General features: G+C 36.1%; 26 protein-coding genes. 9 read left to right on the top strand and 17 right to left on the bottom strand.

The window, feature by feature from the left end:
• Positions 1-83 precede the first annotated feature (83 nt).
• From LF887_RS07525 to LF887_RS07510, 4 genes are all read left to right on the top strand, one after another.
• A complete protein-coding gene (locus LF887_RS07525; protein ID WP_236858418.1) occupies positions 84-716 on the top strand; it encodes an NAD(P)H-dependent oxidoreductase in 633 nt (210 codons plus the stop codon).
• A 31-nt stretch (positions 717-747) separates the two neighbouring features.
• Positions 748-1,182, top strand: coding sequence for a MarR family winged helix-turn-helix transcriptional regulator (locus LF887_RS07520; protein ID WP_236858417.1), 435 nt, complete (start codon positions 748-750; stop codon positions 1,180-1,182).
• Positions 1,183-1,608 (top strand): organic hydroperoxide resistance protein, encoded by a 426-nt coding sequence (locus LF887_RS07515; protein WP_236858416.1) that lies wholly within the window; start codon positions 1,183-1,185, stop codon positions 1,606-1,608.
• Positions 1,609-1,865: 257 nt separating this feature from the next.
• Positions 1,866-2,759, top strand: a complete 894-nt coding sequence (locus tag LF887_RS07510; protein WP_236858415.1) for a chitinase — start codon at positions 1,866-1,868, stop codon at positions 2,757-2,759.
• A 68-nt stretch (positions 2,760-2,827) separates the two neighbouring features.
• Here the strand turns inward: LF887_RS07510 and LF887_RS07505 are convergent, their stop codons facing one another.
• The 9 genes from LF887_RS07505 to LF887_RS07465 form a co-directional block, all read right to left on the bottom strand.
• Positions 2,828-3,457, bottom strand: a complete 630-nt coding sequence (locus LF887_RS07505) for a peptide deformylase (RefSeq protein WP_236858414.1) — start codon at positions 3,455-3,457, stop codon at positions 2,828-2,830.
• A gap of 168 nt (positions 3,458-3,625) precedes the next feature.
• Positions 3,626-4,498: a ChaN family lipoprotein gene (locus tag LF887_RS07500; RefSeq protein ID WP_236858413.1), complete on the bottom strand. Its 873-nt coding sequence runs from the start codon at positions 4,496-4,498 to the stop codon at positions 3,626-3,628.
• 155 nt (positions 4,499-4,653) lie between these two features.
• A complete protein-coding gene (locus tag LF887_RS07495) occupies positions 4,654-5,682 on the bottom strand; it encodes a hemin-degrading factor (protein WP_236858412.1) in 1,029 nt (342 codons plus the stop codon).
• Between the two features lie 4 nt (positions 5,683-5,686).
• The gene (locus LF887_RS07490; protein ID WP_236858411.1) at positions 5,687-6,337 is read right to left on the bottom strand and encodes a class I SAM-dependent methyltransferase; all 651 of its coding nucleotides are present in this window, start codon (positions 6,335-6,337) and stop codon (positions 5,687-5,689) included.
• Positions 6,338-6,339: 2 nt separating this feature from the next.
• Positions 6,340-7,113 (bottom strand): heme ABC transporter ATP-binding protein, encoded by a 774-nt coding sequence (locus LF887_RS07485; RefSeq protein ID WP_236858410.1) that lies wholly within the window; start codon positions 7,111-7,113, stop codon positions 6,340-6,342.
• Positions 7,113-8,153 carry a FecCD family ABC transporter permease gene (locus LF887_RS07480; RefSeq protein ID WP_236858409.1) on the bottom strand — a complete coding sequence of 347 codons (1,041 nt, stop codon included), beginning with the start codon at positions 8,151-8,153 and terminating at the stop codon, positions 7,113-7,115. The genes LF887_RS07485 and LF887_RS07480 overlap by 1 nt, the downstream gene beginning before the upstream one ends.
• Positions 8,137-9,015 (bottom strand): hemin ABC transporter substrate-binding protein, encoded by an 879-nt coding sequence (locus tag LF887_RS07475; RefSeq protein ID WP_236858408.1) that lies wholly within the window; start codon positions 9,013-9,015, stop codon positions 8,137-8,139. The genes LF887_RS07480 and LF887_RS07475 overlap by 17 nt, the downstream gene beginning before the upstream one ends.
• Before the next feature lie 30 nt (positions 9,016-9,045).
• Positions 9,046-10,131, bottom strand: coding sequence for an HmuY family protein (locus tag LF887_RS07470; protein WP_236858407.1), 1,086 nt, complete (start codon positions 10,129-10,131; stop codon positions 9,046-9,048).
• A 10-nt stretch (positions 10,132-10,141) separates the two neighbouring features.
• A complete protein-coding gene (locus tag LF887_RS07465; RefSeq protein ID WP_236858406.1) occupies positions 10,142-12,256 on the bottom strand; it encodes a TonB-dependent receptor plug domain-containing protein in 2,115 nt (704 codons plus the stop codon).
• Positions 12,257-12,349: 93 nt separating this feature from the next.
• Between LF887_RS07465 and LF887_RS07460 the strand changes: the two genes are divergently transcribed.
• Positions 12,350-13,165, top strand: a complete 816-nt coding sequence (locus tag LF887_RS07460; RefSeq protein WP_236858405.1) for a T9SS type A sorting domain-containing protein — start codon at positions 12,350-12,352, stop codon at positions 13,163-13,165.
• A 255-nt stretch (positions 13,166-13,420) separates the two neighbouring features.
• On the top strand, positions 13,421-14,707 hold the full coding sequence (locus LF887_RS07455) for a T9SS type A sorting domain-containing protein (RefSeq protein WP_236858404.1): 1,287 nt from the start codon (positions 13,421-13,423) through the stop codon (positions 14,705-14,707).
• A 76-nt stretch (positions 14,708-14,783) separates the two neighbouring features.
• On the opposite strand, the gene LF887_RS07450 is transcribed toward LF887_RS07455, so the two are convergent.
• The 3 genes from LF887_RS07450 to LF887_RS07440 form a co-directional block, all read right to left on the bottom strand.
• Positions 14,784-15,074, bottom strand: a complete 291-nt coding sequence (locus tag LF887_RS07450) for a putative quinol monooxygenase (RefSeq protein ID WP_236858403.1) — start codon at positions 15,072-15,074, stop codon at positions 14,784-14,786.
• Positions 15,075-15,162: 88 nt separating this feature from the next.
• Entirely contained in the window at positions 15,163-16,050 is an 888-nt protein-coding gene (locus LF887_RS07445; protein WP_236858402.1) for a sulfite exporter TauE/SafE family protein, read from the bottom strand.
• 136 nt (positions 16,051-16,186) lie between these two features.
• Complete coding sequence (locus LF887_RS07440; protein ID WP_109620007.1) at positions 16,187-16,594, bottom strand: RrF2 family transcriptional regulator; 408 nt, start codon at positions 16,592-16,594, stop codon at positions 16,187-16,189.
• A gap of 295 nt (positions 16,595-16,889) precedes the next feature.
• Here LF887_RS07440 and LF887_RS07435 point away from each other — a divergent pair, with 295 nt between their 5' ends.
• From LF887_RS07435 to LF887_RS07425, 3 genes are all read left to right on the top strand, one after another.
• A complete protein-coding gene (locus LF887_RS07435; protein WP_236858401.1) occupies positions 16,890-17,318 on the top strand; it encodes a DUF4268 domain-containing protein in 429 nt (142 codons plus the stop codon).
• Positions 17,319-17,429: 111 nt separating this feature from the next.
• On the top strand, positions 17,430-18,068 hold the full coding sequence (locus LF887_RS07430; protein ID WP_236858400.1) for a hypothetical protein: 639 nt from the start codon (positions 17,430-17,432) through the stop codon (positions 18,066-18,068).
• Positions 18,069-18,102: 34 nt separating this feature from the next.
• A complete protein-coding gene (locus LF887_RS07425) occupies positions 18,103-18,921 on the top strand; it encodes a DUF2314 domain-containing protein (RefSeq protein WP_236858399.1) in 819 nt (272 codons plus the stop codon).
• 58 nt (positions 18,922-18,979) lie between these two features.
• On the opposite strand, the gene LF887_RS07420 is transcribed toward LF887_RS07425, so the two are convergent.
• From LF887_RS07420 to kbl, 5 genes are all read right to left on the bottom strand, one after another.
• A complete protein-coding gene (locus tag LF887_RS07420; protein WP_236858398.1) occupies positions 18,980-20,377 on the bottom strand; it encodes a phosphatidylinositol-specific phospholipase C in 1,398 nt (465 codons plus the stop codon).
• Between the two features lie 274 nt (positions 20,378-20,651).
• Positions 20,652-22,322: a gliding motility-associated ABC transporter substrate-binding protein GldG gene (gldG, locus tag LF887_RS07415; RefSeq protein WP_236858394.1), complete on the bottom strand. Its 1,671-nt coding sequence runs from the start codon at positions 22,320-22,322 to the stop codon at positions 20,652-20,654.
• 4 nt (positions 22,323-22,326) lie between these two features.
• The gene (locus LF887_RS07410; protein WP_236858392.1) at positions 22,327-23,055 is read right to left on the bottom strand and encodes an ABC transporter permease subunit; all 729 of its coding nucleotides are present in this window, start codon (positions 23,053-23,055) and stop codon (positions 22,327-22,329) included.
• 45 nt (positions 23,056-23,100) lie between these two features.
• Positions 23,101-23,652 carry a CopD family protein gene (locus LF887_RS07405; protein ID WP_236858390.1) on the bottom strand — a complete coding sequence of 184 codons (552 nt, stop codon included), beginning with the start codon at positions 23,650-23,652 and terminating at the stop codon, positions 23,101-23,103.
• Positions 23,653-23,824: 172 nt separating this feature from the next.
• The gene (gene kbl, locus LF887_RS07400) at positions 23,825-25,021 is read right to left on the bottom strand and encodes a glycine C-acetyltransferase (protein ID WP_236858388.1); all 1,197 of its coding nucleotides are present in this window, start codon (positions 25,019-25,021) and stop codon (positions 23,825-23,827) included.
• Positions 25,022-25,078 lie beyond the last annotated feature (57 nt).

Here is a 25,078-nt window from a genome sequence, read left to right as displayed (position 1 = left end):
GTATATTTGCATTATCATTTCATGTTTACTTTAGAATGTAAAGATGAATAATCACCAAGTAGTTTAATTTAAAAAAGAAAAAAATGTCATTAATAGAAAACCTAAACTGGAGACACGCTGTAAAAGCATATGACCCAACCAAAAAAGTTTCACAAGAAGATCTTAACACTATTTTAGAATCTGCAAGACTTGCTCCTACTTCATCGGGATTACAGCCTTTCCGAATCATTGTAGTGGAAAATCAGGAATTGAAAGAGAAAATGGTGGCAGGAGCATTGAATCCTGAAGTGATGAGAGATTCTTCTCATGTTCTTGTTTTCGCAGCCTGGGACAGCTATTCTAATGAAAAAATTGACAAAGTTTACGATCATCATACGGATGTAAGAGAGCTTCCAAGAGGACGTTTCAGCAGTTATACAGACAAAATCAAAGAGATGTACGGAGCACAAACTCCTGAAGAACATTTCGCACACACTGCCCGCCAGACTTATATTGCCTTAGGAATTGCTCTTGCACAGGCAGCAGAACTTAAAATAGACAGTACTCCGGCTGAAGGATTCAGCAACCAGGTTGTAGATGAAGTACTGGGATTAAACCAATTAGGCCTAAAAAGTGTAAGCCTTCTATACCTTGGATACCGTGACGAAGCCAACGACTGGTTGTCTTCTATGAAAAAAGTCAGAGTTCCAATGGATGAGTTTATCATAAAAATGTAATACCTTCATCAACTCTTCGTACTTAAAACTTATGGAAAATCCGAAAACACCCAAATTAGAAAACCAGATCTGCTTTCCTTTATATGTGATCGCCAAAGAGATTACCGGGCTTTACCGTCCTTTTCTTGATGAACTTGATCTCACCTATCCTCAATATCTTGTGATGATGGTTTTATGGGAAGGTGACGGGCTTACCGTAACACACATCGGTGAGAAGCTGTTTCTGGACAGTGGTACTTTGACTCCTCTTCTTAAAAGACTGGAGGCAAAAGGACTTATTGTAAGAAAAAGAAAGAAAGAAGACGAAAGAGTGGTTGAAGTATTTTTAAATGAAGCTGGTCATCTGCTTCGTGAAAAGGCTTGTGAGATTCCCGGAAAAATTCAGAAAAAAATCGATATTCAGCCGGAAGAACTTTTACAGCTTAAAGAAACAGTTTTAAAAATCTTAAACAAAATAGAAAAATAAATGAAAACATTATATACAACTCAGGTTACTGCCAAAGGAGGCAGAAACGGTCATGTAAAAAGTGAAAACGGAGTATTGGATCTTGAGGTAAGAATGCCCAAAGGTTTAGGAGGAGCAAATGATGATTTTACTAATCCTGAAATGCTTTTTGCAGCAGGATATTCTGCATGCTTCGATAGTGCCTTGAACAGAGTAATCAGTCTTTCTAAAGTAAAGACGGGAGAAACTACAGTAACGGCACAGGTAAGCATTGGCCAACTTGAAAATGGTGGTTTCGGACTGGCTGCAGAGCTTGATGTGAACATCCCTGGAGTTTCTATTGAAGAGGCACAGGAGTTGACAGAAAAGGCACACCAGATCTGTCCTTATTCTAATGCTACCAGAAATAATATAGAAGTGAAGTTATCAGTAACTAACAACGGTTAATCCAATTTTTTTAAGCATAGTTATAATGAAAGGAGCTGTTTCCATGGAAACAGCTCCTTTTTATTTTTGAAGCAACTGATAAATAAAGAGATATGAATTTTATATATTTGTACTGTGCAGATTTGTCAAAAGCTATAAAAAAATAATAAAAGTCCTAACCCCTCGTCAAAGCTTATATGAGAAATCGGCAGGTTATTCACAACAGCCCATCTATTTAAGTTTTTAACAAAGGAAGGAATCCAATATATAATATATAAATGATGAGAACACTACCAACAGTGACAGTTTATTTAGGACTTATTTTGGCTTCTTACAACCAGTCTTATGCACAAAAAAACCAAGGAAATAATTCTTTACAACAGATTAGTGATCCTAAAATAGCTGAGCATATTACCCGACTTATAGATGCTAAAACCTGGAATTTGCTATTTCCCAACAGGAATAATATACAGGGAAAAGAAAGCAGCCACAAGGACTTTTATTCTTACCGGGCATTTATAAAAGCGACAACCCACTTCCCCATTTTTCTGAATGAAGGAACACAGGAAGATCAGAAGAGAGAGCTCGCTGCATTTTTGGCCAATATTGCTCAGGAAACGAGCGGTGGCTGGGATAATGCTCCAGGAGGTTATTATAAATGGGGGCTTTATTTTATCGAAGAAAATAATAAGGGGAGTGAGAATAATTATTCTGATGCTTCTAAGGTCAACTACCCTCCGGTAGCAGGACAAACTTATTATGGTCGTGGTCCTAAACAACTCAGCTGGAATTACAACTACGGGCAATTTAGTGAAGCCTGGTTTGGTGATAAAAATATACTTTTAAAAAGTCCCGGACTTCTAGCCAACAACAATGTTTTATCTTTTGCTTCTGCCATCTGGTTCTGGATGACGCCTCAACTACCTAAACCTTCTTGCCATGATGTGATGACCGGAAAATGGCAGCCCACTGAAAAGGATAAAGAAAGTGGAAGAACCTCTGGTTTTGGCACTACTGTAAATATCATTAATGGCGGTATTGAATGCGGACAATCTACCACACAACCCAAGACAGAATACCGTTATGAATACTACCGCTACTTTTGTAAATATTTTGGAGTGAATCCCGGAAAAAACATCACCTGCAGTACTCAAAAACCATTTGGTAATTAACACTATACCGTGGCTTTTTATTTAACTTATCTTTTTTCTAGAAACTTATTATATTATTATCTGAAAATCTATCTCCTGTTCACATCGCTTTTCTGATAGGCATCTACCTTTTTGTAAGAGTTGTTTTTCTCTTTTTCCTTTTTATCGGAAATCAGGATTCCGAAAAGGTGGTCGATCTCATGCTGGAAAATAACGGCTGTAAATCCTTCCACTATTTCTGTATATTTCTGTCCTTTCAAATCCACATATTCCAATTGAATAACTTTACTTCTATAAAACTGATCTCTGAAATCAGGAATTGAAAGATCTCCTTCCGGGCCGAGATTTTGAAGATCAGATTTCCATACAATTACCGGATTGATAAAATATTCTAAGGGATATCCTTCTTTATCGAAACGCTGTACCCAGATTATTCTTCTGTTGATTCCTACCTGCGGAGCTGCAATACCTACTCCTCCATCTGTTGAAAGCAGTGATTCTTTCATTCTTTTTACCAGAGTAGCTGTATTAGCATCAAGGGGGTCTGCTTCTGCAGACAGACTCAGTAATGTTCTATGCTGATGATCATCTGTTGTCTGATAGATGGGTAACGCGGTTTTCACATCTCCCTGATTGATAATTTCAAGTTCGTTTGATGTTAATTTCTGAGCATTGATCAGGCCGGCAAAAAGGATGAACAGAACGGATAATTTCTTCATGTTGATGGAATGTAATACAAAGGTAAATATTGTATCACAAATATGATAATACTTAAAGCTCAGATTTAAGATTCTTTGACTAATTCTGGAATTTTATGTTTTGGCTAAAGCCGTTGTTTTTTAAAAATATACGGCTGGGCTTTAGCCCGGCCGTATTCATGTTTTAAATTAAAAAGTCTTTGTCATATCAGCTGGAATAATCAGATTAAAATCTGTCGGGATATAGTCTTTTGCAGGTACTTTCAATGTTGGATCTTCAGCTTCAAAAACAGAAATTACTGCCATTTTAAGATTTGGGTTTTTCTGTTTGATATACCAGTAAATTCCTCCGAATTCTTTGCTGTGATAGTTTCCGTTATAATGGATAAAAGTTTTTCCAGCCTGGAAGTTTTTCAGGATAGATTCTGCCATGGTTGCATCTTTCGTTGCCTGTGCAGAAATAAAATTCATCACTTTTGTTCCTTCTGCATGGTCGTCCATCATTTTTTTCATTTCCGGATATCCGGGGGTATCTAAAGTGACTTTAATAGGCAATTGTGCAATATATGTTTTCTCTTTATCGGTAAGTTTATTTAATGATTCAAGTCCTTCTTTTGAGGTCTGTGAAGCATATTTTCTTGGAATATTCGTTGCAATAAAGTTTAACTTTTTATCTTTTGCAAAATCTACCAGAGGTTTATAGTCTGTAGCATAATTGTTCCATAAACGGGCAGAATCTTTGAATGTTTTAGCATCAAATTTCCCATTCAGATACTGATTGAGCTGAGGCTGGTTGTCTCTTTCAAACATTTCTGCTCCTAAAATAAGCTGACCGTTTTTCTTTTCGTATAATGCCTCTGTAATTTTCAGCTGCAGCCAGTGATTGATAGAACTGTTATGATTTTCACCAAAAAAGACCACATCATAATCAGCCAGTTCCTTAATCAGTTTATCTGTCTTTACTTCCTTTCCTTTCTTATCATAAAACTGGTAAGCTTTAAAATCCTGTGCATTGAAAGTACAGAAACCTGCCAGCAGAATCATTATGAAAATATTCTTCATTTTATATCTTTTTTATCGTTCAAATTTTAATCACAAATTATGTATTTTTTTTCGGTAAACGGCGAGTTTGCAATTTTGCTTTTTCTTCCTTTTACAATAAAAAAGACCGCTTTGCATTTTACAAACAAAACGGCCCCATTCAAATCATCTAATTATTATTGCTCTAACGCAGCAACAAGATCTTTCCATTCCTGAAGTTCAGGAATTCCTGGTTTTCTTTTCCCAAAAAACTGAACAATAAAGTCACCTTCGTTATTGAATACTTCAATAGCTGTTACTTCACCGTCTTCAGTTGGTTTTTTAACGATCCATGCTTCTGCAATCTTTGTTACATCCAAATGCAGGTTGAAATCCGGATCCATTACATTGAACCACTGCTGATGCCAAAGTGTTTTCTTTACATTTCCGGTGTGGATCTGAATAATACCTCTGTTTCCTACAAAAACCATGATAGGTGTATTTTTTTCAGAAGCATCTTCAAGAACGTTTACCACTTTTGCATTATCAATTTTCTTAGCGAATCCTTCCGGAGCTAATCTTAATGCCTGAGTTCTGCTTACTCCGAATTTTCTTGTCATCATAAAGAAGTCGTGAGTATCTTTCAGTTCTGTCCATGCTTTTTTGAATCCTTCAACATCAATATCAGCATCTGCTTTTTCTGCCTGCTTTGGAGCTACAGCTTCAAAGGTCAATACCTGATTCTGATCTTCTGCCCTGAATTTTTCCACGATGGTATCAAAAACTTCTCCGATACTTTCTTTTGTAAGGTAAATTTTGTGAAGAGCTAATCCGTCTTTACCGAAAAACTGAAGACTTTTCTTATCTCCTTCTACTACTGCAAAAGCAAATTTCCAGTGGTTAAGGAAAATTCTAAGATCGATATCTTCACCTACGAAAAGCTGTGCATGAGGGCTGCTGAAATCTCCGTTCAGGTAAGTTCCTTTTCTTTCATGAACACATTCATCATTACGTGTAAGAGCCATTACTTTTCCTAATTGCCCGGCTTCAGTAAGGATACCTTGAAAATCCGGGTTCAGGACAATTACTCCATCACCTATGCTTGTTGCTAACAATTCTGCCTCACTTACTTCTAACTGTGCGGCAGCATTTCTTATTCTTATATGTGGATTTTCTGCTTTCAGAGCTTCCCATTTCTCCTTTAAATCATTAACTAATGTGCTCATTATTTTATTTTTTTATGGTTAAAACTGTATAAATTCTATGTATTGTTTCGTTTCCGGTTTTACTTTTTATATTTTCTTCCTTTTCAGAGATTTTCATTCTTTTAAAATGAGTTTTAGAGACCAGCTCTTCCATTTCATTATTATGATACAATGTAAAATCGTATTCTGTAAATGGTAATTTCTCCATGAATTCTCTTTGTCCGAAAGTAAGAACGAAAGTTCCGTCATCCTTCAAAACTCTGTAAACTTCATTTAAAAAATCTACTGGATTTTCCCAGAAATAGACGGTATTGACTGTAAATATCTTATCAAATACTTCATTTTCAAAAGGGAGTTTTGTTCCTTCATACAATATAAAGTCTGCCTGGCTGCTGAATTCCTTATTCAATTTTCTGGCTTCGTTATACATTGTTTCGGAAACATCAATTCCTGTATATTTCAAATTGGCGGCTAATTTTAAAATATTTTTCAGATGGCCTGCATTTCCGTGACCTATTTCAAGAATATGTTCATTGTCTTCAATCAGAAGTGTTCTGATACTTTCTAACGTCATTCCGATGTTAGTGGCATTCATCATTTCACCGATCTCAATACCTTTATCACCCTGAGGATTGGCAAGATTCTGTGCAAGGATTTTTAGTTCTTCTTTTTCCATGGTTATCCAAAAATGATCATTGGGTTATTAGTAATAGGATGTCCGCATATGGTACATGGAAAGTTATACGCTTTGCTGATATTATCTGCAGTAAACACTTCCTCCGGGGTTCCATAGGCAGAAACTTTTCCTGATTTCATTAATAAAATCTTATCTGCAAACTGTGCGGCAAGATTCAGATCATGCAGAACAACAATAGCACTGTTGGCTTTTTTAGTAAAGTTCTTAATGATCTCCAGTGCTTTGTACTGATGTTTTATATCAAGATTATTCAAAGGTTCATCCAAAAAAACTAATTTGTGGGTGATCTCATTCTGCAGCTGAGCCATTACTCTTGAAAGATGTACACGCTGTTTTTCTCCTCCTGAAAGGGTGTTATATTCCCTTTCTTTCAAATGAAAAATATCGGTTTCATACATCATATTGTTCATGGCTTCAAGATCTTCTTTTCCGGGCTGGGCATCAAAATACGGATACCTTCCCATCATGACAACATCTTTTACCTGTAAAGGAATTTCATTGGAATTGTGCTGGGAAAACTTAGCTTTATGCTGAGACAATTCTCTCACTTCCCAATCTCCGATAGGTTTATCTTTAAATAGTATTTTAGATTTACCATCTTTTACCTCATTTGCCAAAATGCTCAGAAGACTTGATTTTCCTGCTCCATTTGGTCCTACGATTGCTAAAAATTCACCGTAATCTAAAGAGACATCAACACTATCCAGAATTTTAAAATTCCGGTGATGGTAATTGATCTGATGTGCTTTAATCATTAGAGTGATTTTTTAAATTTAATTAAAATAGCAATAAAAATAGGTCCTCCGATCAAAGAGGTCAGAATACCAATAGGAAGTTCTGAAGGTGCCACAATACTTCTGCTGATAGTGTCGGCAATCAAAAGTAAAATACTGCCCAGAACTGCTGACAATGGTAATATAAACACATAATTGGATTTAAATAAAAGTCTTAAAATATAAGGTACAATAAGACCCACAAATCCAATAGTTCCTGAAAATGCCACACAGGTTCCTATCATCAAAGAGGTAATAATTACGATCTGCTTTTTCAGTCTTTCTACATTAATTCCTAAATGCTGAGCATCTTTTTCACCCAGCATCATTGCATTGAGTGCCTTTCCTTTTGGGAGCAGGACGGTGTAAGAAATGACAATGACTACTGCCAAAACGATATTTTTGGTCCAGGTAGCTGCTGCAAGACTTCCCATATTCCAGAATGAAAGATCTCTCAATTGTTCATCTTTTGAAATATAAATAAGAAATCCTGTAATAGAGAAGCCGATAGAAGTAATGGCAACACCACTTAACAGCATCATGACAACATTTGTTTTTCCTGCACTGGTAGAGATCCTGTACACCAGCATCATCGCCAGTAAAGCTCCTATAAAAGCAGAAATACCTACTAATGAGAATTGTACAATTTCAGGAAGATACTCTTTAAAATGCCCTCCCAAAACAATAGCAAATGCAGCCAATAGTGTTGCTCCTGATGTTAACCCGATTGCCTCTCCTGTTGCCAGTGGGTTTTTAAAAAGTCCCTGCAGTGTAGTCCCGGAAACGGCAAGCATACTTCCTATCAGAATGGCCATAATAATTCTGGAAGTTCTTACTTCCCATATAACATATTTATCACTCAATGACAGAGCGGGATCTCCTTTAATAAACTGGCTTAAAACCGTAAACGGCGAAACACCATTAAAATCATAGACCCCAATATAAAGTGCCACCACTGCCAGAATAACCAGCAATATGGCACTTATAATAAGATAAAAGTATAGTTTACTTTGCGTTTTCAATTAAAAGTTTGTTTAATCCTACTGCTGCTTCTCCTAGTCTAGGTCCGAAACCTGATACTAAACCTCCATCCATTGCGATGATCTTTTTATTTTTCCCTGCGTTGGTCTGGGAAACTCCCGGCATTTTAAGGGCGCCTTCGTTTCCTCCAGCTCCCTGAAGGCCTGTTTCAAAGAAGAATAATACATCTGGATTAGCTTTTACAACTGCTTCAGGAGTTAATGGTTTGAAATCTTCGAAATCATTTACTGCATTTTCTCCACCTGCAAGGGTGATCAATGATGCCATAGGTGTATTTTTACCTGATACCATCAGCATATTACCTCTGGCATAGATGAATAATACTTTCGGCTTTTTAGCAATTGGCTGAACCTGTTTAAGGTCTGCGTCAATTTTATCATTTAATTTCTGATATTCAGTATTTCCAAGGGCTTTCGCAACTTCTTCGATTAATTTTTTGGTCCCGTCAACAGTGTATTCCTGTTTAAAAACGTCAACTTTAATCCCTGAAGACTTTATTTTACCTAATAATTCAGGATTGATATCTTTATCAGAAGCAAGAATCAAAGTAGGGCTTACCGCCATAATAGGTTCAATGGTCATTGATCTTACGTGTCCCAAATCTTTTGCTGTAGTCTTTAAAGAGGCAGGATAAGTACTGGTAACGTCTGTTCCAACGATTTCTTTTTCGTGGCCCAAAGCGCTTACGATCTCGGTAATTCCACCGTTTAATGTTACAATTTTATTGTTGCTTTTCGGCGCTTCCGAAGCTGCTTCTGTTGTATTTTCTTTTGCTGTGCCTTCTGCTTTTTTGCAAGAGTATACTGCTACAAGAACAGAGGCTGCAAGAATGAATTTTTTCATGATATACTATTATTTGATTTCTTAAATTGATTAAAATAAAGGTTTGTATTCAAACTGCGGGAATCCACGCTCTCCCTTTTCGTTGGTTAATCTGGTAAATCTTAACTTGAAATAATACCCTTCTGCATCTTTAATTACGTAGAAAACATCACCTTTTACCTGATATCCATCCGGTCCTACTTCTCTCCAGTTGCCACCAATCACCCGCTGATCTTTATAAACAAATTTTGATTTATCAATATCTGAAAGTTTAAAATTGGTAAATGCAGCTGCTCCTGTTGTAGGTGCAGTTACTTTCACTTCATAAGCTCCAACTCCACCAAGGTTATTAATCGTTGTAAAATCTGCATAAATATAACTACCTGCTCCTGCGATTGAATTAACAAATACAGAGAAACAAATATCCCAATTTTTCTTCTCCGGCTGTACAGTAACTGTTGTTTTATTTTTTAAGCTGTAAAAGCTGTAATTATATGCTGAGTTTTTATTAATCACCACTTCAGTATGCGTTGTAGAATTAAGTTCTGCATATTTTACTTTATAAGCATCTCCCTGTCTTACTACCTGTACTTTCATCCAGCCTCTGCTGTCTCCTCCTGTAGTAACTGTACCTAACGGAACTGTACCTGTAAAAATATTTTTACCCATATTAACTAAATAAACAGGGTTATCAGCATCGATCACCTTAATCTCTTCTATGGCAGTATAACCAGATGGGAAATTTCCGGTAACATCATCAATATAGCTAATATTGGCAGGATTATAATTGGCTACCTGTACCTGGTTCATTAAGGCAGTAACATCTGATTCTTTAACTAAATCTATATTGGTTGCATTGGCAATTTTTCCAGCTCCCATCATAATTGATGGATTGAGAATAACTTTAAATTCACTTCCTGAATAAAAGCCAAGGTCCCAGTCTGTTCTTTTAGTAACCATCTGAGTATTTGTACCCAAATCAAACCAAACCTGATTAGGCTGGCTGGGTCCTCCTACGGCAGGGTCAACAACGTAGCCATCCGTCTTAGATATTGCTATCGGATCTTCATTATCATTGATGCAAGATTGAGAAATAAATGACGCTCCTAGTAAAAGATAAACCAGTATTTTTTTCATTTTTTAGATTTTAGAAGTTATAACTTAATCTGGCAAAGTAACTTCTGCCATAGAATAAATTAGAAGTTGGATCTGCAGCACCGTGAGCAGTACCGGCAACTGTACTATCTCTCACAGATGATACATCAAAAATATTTTTAACACCTGCACTTACTTCAAGATGCCTGTTGAAGAAAGGTTGTGAAACAATAAAGTCCATCATATTGAAGTTTCCTCTTTCTCCTACTTCATAGTAAGGGTTTGCAAGGTCCGGAACAAGAACGAACATTTGAAGTTTCCCTACATATCTGTAAAACAATGAGAAATTGGTATTGACTTTTGGTAAAGTATAGCTTCCGGCAACTTTCCCTTCAAAAGTATAGAAAAAGTCAGTTGGTGATTTTACTGCACCTGAAGACAATTCTTTTGAAATTCCATAATAAGATGCATTGGCAGCTAAAGTGAACTGATCTTTCTGAGCACTAAAGTTGGCCTCAAATAAATAAGATTTAAACTTATCTATATTGATATATTTATATTGTAATGGCTGCTGATTAACGATTAATTCTTCAATCCTGTTTTTAAGCTTCATGTAAGTAGCACTCGCTCCCACTTTGAAATTCCATCCGGAGATTGCATTAAACCTTTTGTCTGCATTTAATGAAGCTGTAAATCCTTCCTCAGGTTTTAAATTTTCATTTCCCCGGATATCATGATTACTATCTACGAAATAAGTATACAGTTCGTCAAAATTTGGAAACCGGTTTGCACTTCCTACTACCAAACGGATATTCGTAGTTTCATTAGCCTTTCCTCTCACCGTTAAGGAGTAGTTATGCTGGGTATCAAATTTATCACTAAGTGCAAGACGGTAACCGGGACGAATGGATAACCATTTGTTTGCATTCCACTCCGCAGAAATGAAATTTGCATAGTTGAATATTTTTCTGGTCACATTATTTCCGGCAAAACTTCCTGCAATAGATCCTGCATAACCTGAAGTATGATCTAATTCGTATCCTAACTGGAAATCAATTTTATCATTATCAAGGAAATTACTGAAAACTCCTCTTGAATAAATAATATCTGCTTTGTTGTATGACTGGTACTCATTCTTATCACCTCTTACCTCACGTTTTGGAACGTCATAGGTGAAATCTCTGTATTTTCTGTCCTGAGTCTGATAAGAAAAATCTCCGGTATAATTGATCGCCCCTAACTTCGTCTGAACATTAAGCTGATTCACATATCTTGTAGTAAGGTAATCTCTGTCTGTAGAAACATAAGTTCTGTTTCCTTCGCCTAAATAAAGTTCTCCAACAATTGGATTATAATAGTTCAGCTTTTCGCTGACAAAACCGAATTTATAGAATATGGACGTTTTATTTTTACTGTATCGTACAATACCATCAACATTCAATACGTCTTTAGGCTGCCACAGATATCCTCTTTTTTTATCTTGTCCAAAATATTTATATCCTTCCTGAGTTCCTTTGAATCCCTGAAAATCATTATGATTAATATTTGCCCCTACATACCAGTGTTCATCAATATTATACCCTATGTTCAATGTTTGTATATGTCTTCCTTCTCCTTTTTTATAAAAATCATACTCTTTACCTACCGTTTCTTCCTGTACAGAAGCATTGAGGGTCAACTTTTTGGTGCTATTCTTTTTGGTAATAATATTAATAACCCCTGCTACTGCATTACTTCCGTAATCTACTCCCATGGAGCCTCTTACAATTTCAATACGTTCAACATTATTTACATTCAGTTTTGTAAGATCTATATTATTTCCTAGACCTATATCTCCAACGATAGGAATATTATCTACCAGAATTTTAGTATATTCTCCACCTAGTCCCATAAGACTTGCCGTAGAATTACCTGAGTTACGATCTGATGTGATAAGAATATTTAAGCTTTGATTCAGAACGTCGGCTACATTGGTGGCAGCCATTCTTTTAATTTGTTCTGCATCAACTACTTCAACTTTATAAATAGATTTATTAATAGATTGCTGGGTATATTGCCCTGTAACGACAACTTCTTCTATTTTCTTCTGATTAAGAGAATCTTTTTCTTGTGCACTCATCCATAATACTATGGATAATGATAGAACGGAAAGCACCTTCTTCTTCATAGAGTAAAAATTTTGGCAAATATAATGCTTTATTTAGAATAGTTAAAAATTAATACTTATTTTTGTAGAATAATTCTAAATAAAAATAATGTCATGAAATTAAAACTACTTTTAGGAACATTAATGTTTACGGCTTTCACAGCAAATGCACAAGTATCTTCAATAAATGAAACTTTCAGTTCTTTCACTACCGGTACGGCATCATTACCTCAAAATGGATGGAGTACAGTAATTCCTGCTTCATCTAATCCTGCTAATCCTAGCTGGGTACCAATGCTTACAGTAGAACCGGGAACTGGGAACAATTTTGTTCAGGCTTATTCATTTTTTGCAGGAAGTAAGGCATTTTATTTGATAACTCCACAAATTGTTGCTCCAAATGGTACTCAGACTTTATCATTCACTTCGGCTCTTATTGGTGGTACGCCAGGAGGAACGGGTACTCTTGAAGTTGGTCTTGTAGCAAGCCCTTCAGATATGTCTACTTTTACTCCTATCGGAACTACTGTAAACCTTACATCAAGTACAGATGCTACGACAACTTTCAATGTACAACAGTCTTCATACCAATATATCGCATTCAAGTTCACAGCATCTACAGTCCACGTGGCATTGCGTATGGATGATGTAGTATTAACTGCTGCCAGCGGTACACTAGGTGTTTCTGATCATGTTAAAACGAAAAATGCTTTGCAATTTGCTGTTAATTCAGAGAACACGGCATTGGAATTTGTTACAGCAAAAGCGCCAAAAAATATCCAGATCTACTCTGCTACCGGGCAGAAAGCTACAGAAGGGAAGCTTAATGGACAAAGATTTGACATCAGTACACTTCAAACCGGAGTTTATTATGTTCTTATTGAAACTGCAGAGGGATCAGTAGTACAATCTAAGTTCATCAAAAAATAAGGTTTATTACACAATCATATACCTTTATAAAGCCGGCTGGAAGATTTCCAGCCGGCTTTTTTTATGAAAAGATAGTCCTGCCGCTATCATAATAATAACCAGTGGTAAGAATGATGATTAACACTTATTTATTCTCCCCGAAAACTTTATATCAAAAGTGAACACGACAAAAATCATGTTTTTATTTAGACTGATTAAAAATAATTATATACTTTTGTAGAATAATTCTAAATAAGGATTCAAAAAAATTAAATTATGAAAACAAAACTATTTTTGGCTTCGATGCTTGCTCTAACGGTTCAGCAGACTGTTTTAGCGCAAACTGATGCATTAGGGTATACACAAGTAAATATGTCTATGGGAAGCGGATACCAAAACCGTGTATTTGTTAATCTGGAAGATGGTAATATGGTTCCTCAGCCTGCTAATACATGGGATGTTGCTTTTTATAGAAATTCAAACTTTGCATTTGGATCAAGAATTAATGATGCTAAAGATATTGAAGTATATGCAGCTTCAACCAATCTGGCAGACTGGGATACTATCAGTATAAGTAATGAATCTTCTTGGGGAGCACCTCTTTATAACCCGGATCAGACAACAGATTTGAGTCAGGGAGCCTTCGAACAGGGACCGATTACTGATCCATTTCTTCCGGCAACAGGATGGGGAGTATACAATACATTAAATCATCATATTGATGGAAAAGCAATTTTTGTTTTAAAATACTCAAACGGAGCCTATATCAAATTTGCAATTTTAGACGCATTTGCAGGTTATACATTTAAGTATTCTAAATGGAACGGAAGTACCTGGGGGCAAACGGAGACCAGAACAATTACCAACGGAACTGATGATGCCTTCTTTAATTATTTCTCATTCGACACCGGAGCAAAAGTTCCTAATATGGAACCTTCCAAAAATGCCTGGGATCTGGTATTTACAAAATATTATACTTTTTACAATGGTCTTCAGATGTATCCTCTTTCAGGAGCTATTCAAAGTCCAAATATCAAAGTTGCCATGGTACAGCCGGAAACACAGCAGACAGCTGCGTACAGCATACCTGCAAGTACCGCTTTCTCATCTGCTATAACAACTGTAGGGCACTCCTGGAAAGGGATTGGAACAGTAAAAAACGATGTAGTATACTACGTTAAAAAAGGAAGTGATTACTACAGAATGTACTTCACAACCAACGGAGGAGCCACTACAGGAAATATGTATTTCAAATACAAAAAAATTACTGAAACATTAGGTATCACTGAGGTAGGTAAAAATGCAAGCTTCGGAATCTATCCTAATCCAACAACTTCTGACAAACATGTTACCGTATTGTTTGATGTAAAACAAAAAGCAGGCAATAAAGGTAATGTGGAAGTTTATGACCTTACCGGTAAGCAGGTTTATTCCGCGGAACTGTCTAACCAGGCTGGGTTCTACAAACAAGATCTGAACCTATCACATCTTACTTCAGGTAATTACCTTGTAAAAATCACTTACGGAGGCAGTTCGGAAACGAAAAAGCTTATCGTGAAATAAATTTTTTATTTTAATACTTTCTATTTTTTCTAATAAAAAGGCGGTTTCAACTTCTTGAAACCGCCTTTTATATTATTTAATAGATTTTAAATCCTTTATAAACTTCCGTCGAGCTCTCCATCATTCTGGAAGCATCTTTACGGAAATCCAGCAGATGATCTTGCCCTATATGTCTGTTGTGGTGTTCTACACTCTCCCATAGCTCAATAAGGAAAAAAGTCCCCTTATTATCTTTATCTTCAATAAGGTCATACTGCAGGCAGCCTTCTTCCTTTCTTGTTTCTTTCACAAGGTTCTGAAACAGCTCTACCGCATCCATCAGATAGTTTTCATTAAACTTAAAGAGTGCAATGATATGTAAATTCATGTTCTAATATTTAGTGATGTAAAAGTAGAATATTTTCAAAACCAAATATATTTTTAACGCTTTTATTTTTGAACATTTAACATGTTTTTTAATTGAAAACTGATTTATAAATAGTTATGGAACTCATGATAATCACTAGAAGTCCAATCATCAGAAACATCTTCTTCACAGGAAGTCTGGCGGTAAGCATAGCGGAAAAAGGAGCCGTTATAATTCCTCCTATCAAAAGCCCGAGAATAATGTTCCAATGCTGAATACCAAGGGTAAAGAAAAAAGTAACTGCAGCAGTTACAGTCAGAATAAACTTGGCTACGGTAGAACTTCCTACTGCAAATCTGGGGGTAAAGGCATTTTTGATCAGGGTTCCGGTAACCAGAGGCCCCCATCCTCCTCCTGCGAATGAATCTATAAAACCACCGATTATACCAAGTCTTGTGAGGTTTGTTTTTCTTTTCAGTGCCTTACTTTGTTTTCCTTTGAAAGCATTTGATAAGATTTGTATCCCGAGATATAATGTATAAAATGCAATAAGTGTTTTTGTAATTTTGGCATAATATTCTCCCAGATATGTTAAGGAAACAGCTCCAATAACGGCACCGATAACAGCAGGAATCGCCAGTTTCTTAACCAGGTTTTTACTTACATTTTTAAGTTTGATATGGCTTACACTTCCTGCAGCCGTTGTAAAACTTTCTGCAGAATGAATACTGGCACTTACAATATGTGGGGGAATATTGAGGAGTAAAAGTGTCGTTGTACAAATTACGCCGTAGCCCATTCCCATAGATCCTGCAACAATTTCTGCAAAAACACCTACTAACAGCATCCAGTAGAAAATATAATTGTCTTTGGCTAATATGTTTAAAAGCTCATCCAGATACCCTAATTCGTACATAGAAAATACGGCAATACCTAAAATTGCTACGGTTACAAAAAGTAAGTTAAGCCTTACCTGGACTTTTCTTGAAATTACCATATATAATATATCGTTTCGGTGTATTTACATCTTCATCCATTATCCGCATGAGATAAAGCTGAAGCATTGCAAATATCTGATAAAATAATTATCCTACCAAAAAGATAGACTATCAATTCAAAAAAAAGGATCAGGTTTAGTCAACCAGATCCATTAAAGTTTTTTTCTCTAAAATATTTAAAGAGGCATCCCTAACTTCGATCAGTACATCATGGAGCCCGCAGTGATCTTCATTACAGTCTTCACATTTTTCATAGAAATTCAGACTTACACAGGGAAGCATGGCAATAGGGCCGTTTACAAGACGGATAATCTTGGCCAGTTTTACATTTTCAGGCTTTTCTTTGAGGAAATATCCTCCCCCTTTTCCTTTTTTACTGTCGAGAATCTCCGCTTTTTTCAGTTCAAGCAGAATATTTTCCAAAAACTTTAAAGGAATCTTTTTGTGTTCCGCGATTTCGGAAATAAGAATAGGTCCTTCATTTCTTTTTTCTACAAGATATGAAAGTGCCTTAAACGCATATTGAGATTTTTTTGAAAGCATTACAGCAAAAGTAAGAAAATTGTTTAATATTTGAAAAAGGTTAGAAAAGTAGAAAAAATAAAGAAGACCAGAAGCTATAAAAAATTGAAAATAAGCACATTATACACAAAACCCTACTCCCCTCACCTTTTATTGCAACAAAAAACGGTTCTCCAGAATCTTATTTCATTAGACTTTATTTTTATGACGAGTAATAAATTGGCTAAATAAGGTTTAAAATAAATTACGTCCCCTTATCCGCTTTCTTTGTCCCAACAATTTTGCCTTTTTCCCATTAAATCATTATGTTTGTCTTATGTTCAGTAAACAAGAAGCACAGCAGTTAAAAAAAGACTTTTGGACAGCTTTTGGAAAATCTTTTCCAAGAAAATGGATTCTCTATGATACCAAAGTCAAGGATATGGCATTCAAATTCTCTGCAGATAATAAAAAAGTAGAAGTATCGTTAGATATTGAAATGAAAGATGAAATCTTCCGGAATGCTTACTATGAAAAAATCTGGTCGCTGGAAGATATTTTAAAAGACTTCATCGGAGAGTTTCATAAAGAAGAATATTACAGCCTGGAAAATGGCAAAGTTATTAGCAGAATCTGGGTAGAAAAACACAGTGTATCAGTATTTAACAAAAACACATGGCAAGAAATTTTTGAATTCTTTTACGACAAAATGGACGGATTTGAAAGGTTTTACTACGAATATGAGGATTTTATAAAGGATATATGAAATCCTTATGAAAATTATACTAATATACACTAAAGGATAAGATAAAAAAGAAACTTATCTTTGCTTCATACCACTTAAACTAATAAATGAAACTAACTAACATGATTAAAAATGAAAAAAGTGTACAAAAACATTTTTGGAGAAGTCATATCCAAAAGCAATGCTGCGAAGCTAAATGAATATCATCTGTATTACTATGACAAAGGTTCGGATTTCCTGAAAGAAATAGAATTCATCAGTGAAGATAGTATATACAATATCAACTACTTTCTAAGTGATCACGAAAACGAGGAACAGGTACTGGATTACCTGAAAGAAAAATCTGACTTTTTTGATATTGAAAAAAGAGAAACAAGCGGTCATTTTATTATTTCTACCAACAAACTTTACTCGCTTTCTGTAGATGATATGCCTTTAATATCAAAGACTGTCTTCAAAACAGATGATCCTGAAAATTTTATATGCTCTCAGGTTATTGACAATGAAACAGCCGAGCCCCAACTTGAAAAAACGGTTAAATGCTGGTATACATCTGATCAAAGCGGAGAAATATATGCAGCGATAGAATGCAGCTATCAGGAAGACGGGAAACTGGAACTTGCCATCGACAAAACTTCTGATCCTGACCACGAGGAAAACTGGAAACATTATGATTATGATACCTTTCAGGATCTTCAGGAACAATTTTCATCCGACATCAGCTATTACAGAACCGCCACATTATTACCTAAGGAAGCCTATCAAAAATAATTATTTTTTTATCACCTAATCACAATTTATTATAATGGAAGACAGTCCAGTTTTTTTTGCAGACGGAAATGACCCGGAAATGATTAAAGCCTATCAAAAAGCACAGGATACTTTTAAGTATTTCTGGCGTGAGCAATCGTGGGAATACAGAAGAATTATCCCCGGGCTTGATGTAGCCTGTGTAAAGACTCTTTTTGAAGAGCAGGATGAACAGACAGGAGAAAATCTTGCTGAGCATATGTGGATCAACGAAGTTTTTTTTGACGGTAACAGTATCAAAGGCTACCTGATCAATGAACCTAATGAGCTTAAAAATATTCAGGTGGGCGATTATGTAGAGATCCCTTTAAGTCATCTTACCGACTGGCTTTTTGCGATAACTCCGAATGTGCAGAAGCCTAAAGGACTCTCCAAACTCTTTTCATCATCATCACCCGTACTTCCGAAAACCTACGGTGGATTTACGATTCAGAAAATGCGTGCTGATATGTCTGAGGCAGAAAGAAAGGATCATGATGAAGCCTGGCAGCTCGACTTTGGTGACTTCAACGACATTCAGGTGGTTAATAACCAGAAAGAAAACCCTGAAAACCTTATTGAACATCCTATGAGCCAAAATATGAAGGATGAATTCGATAAGTTCTTGCAACAATATCCTGATGAAATCCTCAATATTGACGACCATGGTCTGACTCTTCTTCACAGAGAGACTATTGCAGGAAATCTCACCACTGTAAAGGTTGCTTTGAAGGCCGGAGCCGATAAAAATATTCTATCCGGAAATGGAAAAACAGCTTTAGACTATGCAAAACAATTGAAATGGGATCACATTATTCCTGTATTGGAAAATTAACAGAATATTTAATCAAAACAAAAAAGAGAAACGTTCAAGTTTCTCTTTTTTGTTTTGATTAATGGTTTGACTTAATAATATTTTCAACAAGCCCGGTTTCAATGGGATTTCCTCCCCCATTGTTATAAAAATCCAGAGGAATAATTCCCAGACGCCTTTGCCCGGAATAATTTGTGTATTGCTTCAACCACGGATTCATAGCAGGATCTACTCCTATTCCACCCCAGGCGTACTGGTAGGGTGTATGATGAAATGCTCCAAAGGCAATACTGTTAAAACTCACATACATTATAGACTCGTTTGCCGAATCTTTTTTCACAGCTCTTTCCAGATTTTCCTGTACATACTTTACTTTTTTATGGGTGTCATAACTTTGATAGTTATCTTCGATATAAAACTTCTGTCCTTGTGCATTTTCACTTTCAAAAGTAACATCATCTTTCCAGGGTCCGAATCTCACTCCTGCTTTGCTTTTATCTATTCCTGAGTTTCCGGTATTCAGATCAAATCTATAAAAAAACACAATCTTTCCTTTGGCCTGTCCCAGGTCCGGAACAGAGTTTCCCTGATAGTAGAGACCGTTATATTTTTTAAGATAATACATGAAATTTTCAGAAATATCCTGTCCGCTTTTCTCATTATTGACGGACATTAAAACAGTTTCGGAAGGGTGATTTTTCAAAAATGTCTGACAAGCATTCAATACTTCACCAAATGTAACATCACAGGAGATAATACCGTGATAGAGACTTAATGGGTCAGATGAGTATGAAGAATTTACCAATCTGATATCCAGAAAACGAATTCCGTTCTCAAGCTGCTGCTGGATATCATAATTCTGACACCGTGCTCCAAAGGCTGCAGAAGAAATTTTGTAAGTACCCGAGTCATGGGTTCCCGGGATACTCAAAGCTTTCAATGAGTTTTTTTGATTCACTTTACCCATCCATTCAGAAGCATTAAACTTGCAATAAAACTGATTGACTCCTGAAACCAAAATATTACATTTGAAATAAATATTCTCACCCGTTTCCAAAATATAAGTTCCTGAATTTTTTTTAAGATTCCGGCTGCCAATCCACCAGTTATTTTCCAGTTTTGAATTGTGCCCCTGCCCTATTTGAATATCATATAACTCACAATGTCTGTTCTGATAATCAAAAGACAGTGTACAGGTAAATGCAAAATTCAGTTTGCCAGGCAATGCGTCATTAGAACTGCATCCAATGGCATTACCACCTGATATTTTATTTTTAAACCATTGGGCAACTGTATCAGTCCCATGCCTTCCCGCCTGAACATCTATTTCCCACGTATTTCCGGACTTCTGAATAATATCCGGTATATTTTCCCAGGGCTCCCCTGAAGAAATGCTATGTTCTGTTATTACAATTCGTAAATTACTTACTCCATCCATCATTTGGAGGAGAAATCTGTTATGTCGTTTTGTTGGCATGATAGTATGATTTTGTGATATTTATTTACACTTATCATACAAAACTAGAGAGAAATAAAGAATGCTATTAGCGTATAAATACGGATTTTAGAGAATAGGTATTTCCTGAAAGAAATCACTATTTTTTTAAATGATAATGATAAAAAATCATTTTATCTATATTTATATAAAGGCACAAATAAAAAGTCACTGTGTAAAAACTAAAAAATCTAAGAAAGCAAAGAGGCTTCACACTGGATATAAACAAAAAAGAGAAGCTTTCGCTTCTCTTTTTTTATTCAAATTTCTTCTTTCTCAACCAGAAGAATAACCCTCCTATCAAACCTATAATCACCAGCGGAAGTAATAAATTCAACCACTGCCAGTTGGTTTTTTCTTCGGTGATTCTGTGCCTGTCCAGAAGTCGTTCTTCAATATTTCGATTTCTCAGCTCCATTAGATTACTGTCATCTAACAGATAATCTAATGCATTTCTAAGGAACTGTTCATTTCCAAATTGTTCGTTAGTCAGCAGATCCACTCCCAGCGGAAGCGGTTTCCCTTTGATTACTTTATTTCTTCCAACATCTCCGTCTGCAATAACGATCATTTTATTTTCAGGACTTGCAGCTTTAAATCCAGGATAAGATTTCCTTTCAATTCTTGATGCATAAGCAGAGTTAAATTTCCCTTCCAGTGCTACAGCAAAGATTTTGGGTGTGCTTGGCTTTTCCATTTGCCCAAGGCTGTCTACGCTTGCAATTTCTTTCAGATCAACATAATTCGGAACCTGTTTCAGCAATGTTCTTTCACTGGATTCGAAAAGAACTTTTGTTTTGATATTCTTTCTTCCTCCTAACGTATCGATAGAAGTTGGAAATTCAAATTTTACAGGATTAATATTTTTAGTAATCGGATTATTACTTTCAGCAATTCCCAATGGGTAATATGGCCATGGCAGACTTGTATATTGGGGATTTCCGCCTACTTCTCCTGTTACAAGTCTCAGCAAAGCAAACTTCTTAACATCTTTTACCAAAGCGGGATTGATTCTTATCCCATAATTGAAAAAGAAATCTGTCATATTGATATCTACCGGGAAAGGCATTACTTTTTTAGACCTTGTCAGTGTATCCATTTCAGCATTTACGGCATCAATCATCCAAAGCGTTTTCCCGCCATTCATGATATATTGGTCAAGGATTACTTTTTCATTATCTGTAAAAGCTTTTCTTGGCTTTGCAATCACCAAAGCACTCATCTGCTTTAGCAAAGGAACATCTTCCAGTGAAAGTTCGGCCTGGTTCTTAGGAATGATAGGTCCTGCATCATAGTTTTCCATTGCCAGATGCACAAATCCCTGAAATTCTTCAGCACTCAATTCATCATGATTTACCAGAATCCCTATTTTCTTTTTCTTATCAACTGCAATATTCTTAATATTGGATACAAGGCTGTATTCAAGACCTTCAATTGATCTGGTAAGCTGCTGATCTGCGTCTATACCTGCCTGCTGTACTACCAAAGGTATAGATGCCCCATCATTTCCATATTTAATAACAGCATAGGGAAAAAGAGTGATCTGTGAGATCTTTCCATCTTTGATATCCGGAAGAATAGAAGGTTCCATTCCCATCGCCATCAGGGTATCCTGAGACATTTTTGTCTTAATCGGGTCGATGAATTTAAAATCAATCTTTGAATTGACTTTTCTGAACTCTTCCAGCATGAACTTCGTTTCGCTCTGAAGCTGCTTAAAGCTCGCCGGAAAGTCACCTTCAAGATACACTTCAACAGTAAGAGGCTTTTTCACAGACTCCAGCACTTTGATGGTACTGTCGGAAAGAGTATATCTTTTTTCTTTTGTAAGGTCTAATCTGATCCCTGAATACGCCAGGATAATAACAAGGGGAACAATCACAAATAAGAAAATTCCCAGTGGAGATTTAGCATTGATCTTCTTCATAATTCTACTTCTTTTTGTTTATAAAATGATTGGACAATACTAATGAAGCTCCAATGACCAGAATAAAATAAGCTACATCCTTAAAATCAATAAGACCCCTTGTGAAGCCTAAGAAATGCTGATAAAATCCTATATTCTGAAGAAGAAAATCTGCTCCTCCCAGAAGTTTGTAGCTCGCCAGCTGTTCGATTCCAAAGTACATAATGAAGCACATGAAAACACCCAGAAGATAAGCCATAATCTGGTTTTGTGATAATGAAGATGCCAAAATTCCCACTCCGGAAAATGCGGCAATGAGCATAATCAGCCCCAGGTAACTTCCAAGAGTCATCCCAAGGTCAATATTCCCTGCCGGAACTCCTAACACATATACCGTATAAAGGTAGATCAAAGAAGGAATCAGACATAAAATCCCCACGATCCATACGGAAAGGAATTTTCCTGTTACCAGATCTGAAATTTTTAAAGGTTGTGAAAAAAGCCAGTTCAATGTTCCGGTTTGCTGTTCTTCAGCAAAAGTTTTCATGGAAAGCGCCGGGATGATGAACATCAGCAGCCATGGAACCAATACAAAATAGCTCTGCAGCGAGGCCATTCCGATCTCAAAAATATTAGAATCGTTGTCGAAAAAGAACAGGAAAAGGGTCGCTATCAAACTGAAAGCGGCAATGATCACCCATGCGCTCCAGTTTCCAAAGTAACTCCAAAGTTCTTTCTTTAAAATTGCAATCATAGTTTTTTAGTAAAGTGTAGAAAAGATAGATATCCTACTCCACAATTATTTGTTTTTTTTATTTTTATTTACAAGTTTTACGGTCATCATGATCAGAAATACAAGAACGAAAAATCCTGTAATTAATTGCCACCAATATTCAATTGCCATTGATTTTAAAATAACAGTGAATACGACCAGAAACAAAATGAATGTCGCAATTTCATTCGCCTGTCTCAGTTTGATATTGGCAGTTTCTAATGGGTCTCCGTTCAGTACCTTTAAAAGAAGTACTTTTTTCCAGCACCAGTAATGGTAAATAGCAAGCCCGATAAGAAAGGTAAGTTTTAAATGAAACCATCCCATTTTCATCAACCCCGGATTTAAGGCGATCATGACCAATCCACATACTGTCATAATGACTCCTGCCGGAACGGTAATGATATTCCAGAGTCTTCTGGCCATAAAGGTGTACTGCTCTCTAAGAATTTTCTTTTTTTCTCCCGGAAATTCATCGGTATCCTTATAGTAAACGAAAATCCTCACGAGATAAAAAATTCCCGCAAAATAACTCACCATAAAAATAATGTGCAGCGCTTTGATTATTGTATAAAGCATTCAGAAAAAATTAACAGCAAAGATAAGCTTATTATATAATTGTTAAAAATAAATTTCTTTTGATCAGGAAAACCTAATTAAAATGGAGTTCTATAAAAAAATAGTTCGGCTCGGGGCAGCAAAGCTGCCCGAGCCGAACATTATATTTTCATTGATTGGACCAATTCAACGATTAAGAGATCACTCCTAATTCTTTTCCTACTTTTTCAAAAGCAGCAATCGCTTTATCCAGATGTTCTTTGGTATGAGCAGCTGATAACTGTACTCTGATTCTTGCTTTTCCTTTCGGTACTACAGGGTAGAAGAAACCAATTACATAGATTCCCTCATCCATTAGCTTTTCAGCCATTTTCTGAGAAAGCGGAGCATCGTAAAGCATCACAGGAACAATCGCAGCATCTCCGTCCGGAATATCAAAGCCTTTTGCTTTCATCTCTGTTCTGAAATAGTCTGCATTTTCCATTACTTTATCACGAAGTGATGTATCGTCAGAGATCATATCCAATACCTTCAAAGCAGCGCCTACGATTCCTGGAGCTAAAGAGTTTGAAAACAAATACGGTCTTGAACGCTGTCTCAGCATATCAATGATCTCTTTTTTACCGGAAGTAAATCCTCCTAAGGCACCACCCAAAGCTTTTCCTAATGTAGAAGTAATAATATCTACTCTTCCCATTACTTCATTTGCTTCATGAGTACCACGGCCTGTTTTCCCAATAAATCCTGTTGCATGAGAGTCGTCTACCATTACCAAAGCATCATATTTATCAGCAAGATCACAAACTCCTTTTAAGTCTGCAACAATCCCGTCCATAGAGAATACTCCGTCTGTAACGATGATTTTGAAACGGTGATTCTTTTCAGAAGCTGCAATTAACTGAGCTTCCAGATCAGCCATATTGTTATTTTTATATCGGTATCTTGCGGCTTTACAAAGACGAACTCCGTCTATGATAGAAGCATGATTCAATTCATCTGAAATAATAGCATCTTCTTCTGTAAATAATGGTTCAAAAACTCCACCATTCGCATCAAATGCCGCTGCATAAAGAATTGTATCTTCAAGACCTAAGAAATCTGCAATCTTTTTCTCTAAATCCTTGTGAATATCTTGTGTACCACAGATAAAACGTACAGAAGACATTCCATACCCATGAGACTGGATCATATCCTGAGAAGCTTTCATTACTTCCGGATTGTTGGATAATCCCAGATAATTATTCGCACAGAAGTTCAATAGCTTTTTACCATTAGCTTCTATTTCTGCACTTTGCTGAGAAGTGATGATTCTTTCTTTTTTGTAAAGTCCGTCACTCTCAATATTCTGAAGTTCATTCTGTAAATGTTGAAGGTATTTTTCAGAGATCATTTTAGTAATTTTTTAGATGTGCTAATTTACTAAAAAGGCCGCAAAATAAAACCTTTT

Source organism: Chryseobacterium sp. MEBOG06, from assembly GCF_021869765.1.
Lineage (GTDB): Bacteria > Bacteroidota > Bacteroidia > Flavobacteriales > Weeksellaceae > Chryseobacterium.
The sequence above is the reverse complement of the archived record's forward strand: the minus strand, read 5'-3'. Positions and strand labels throughout refer to the sequence as shown.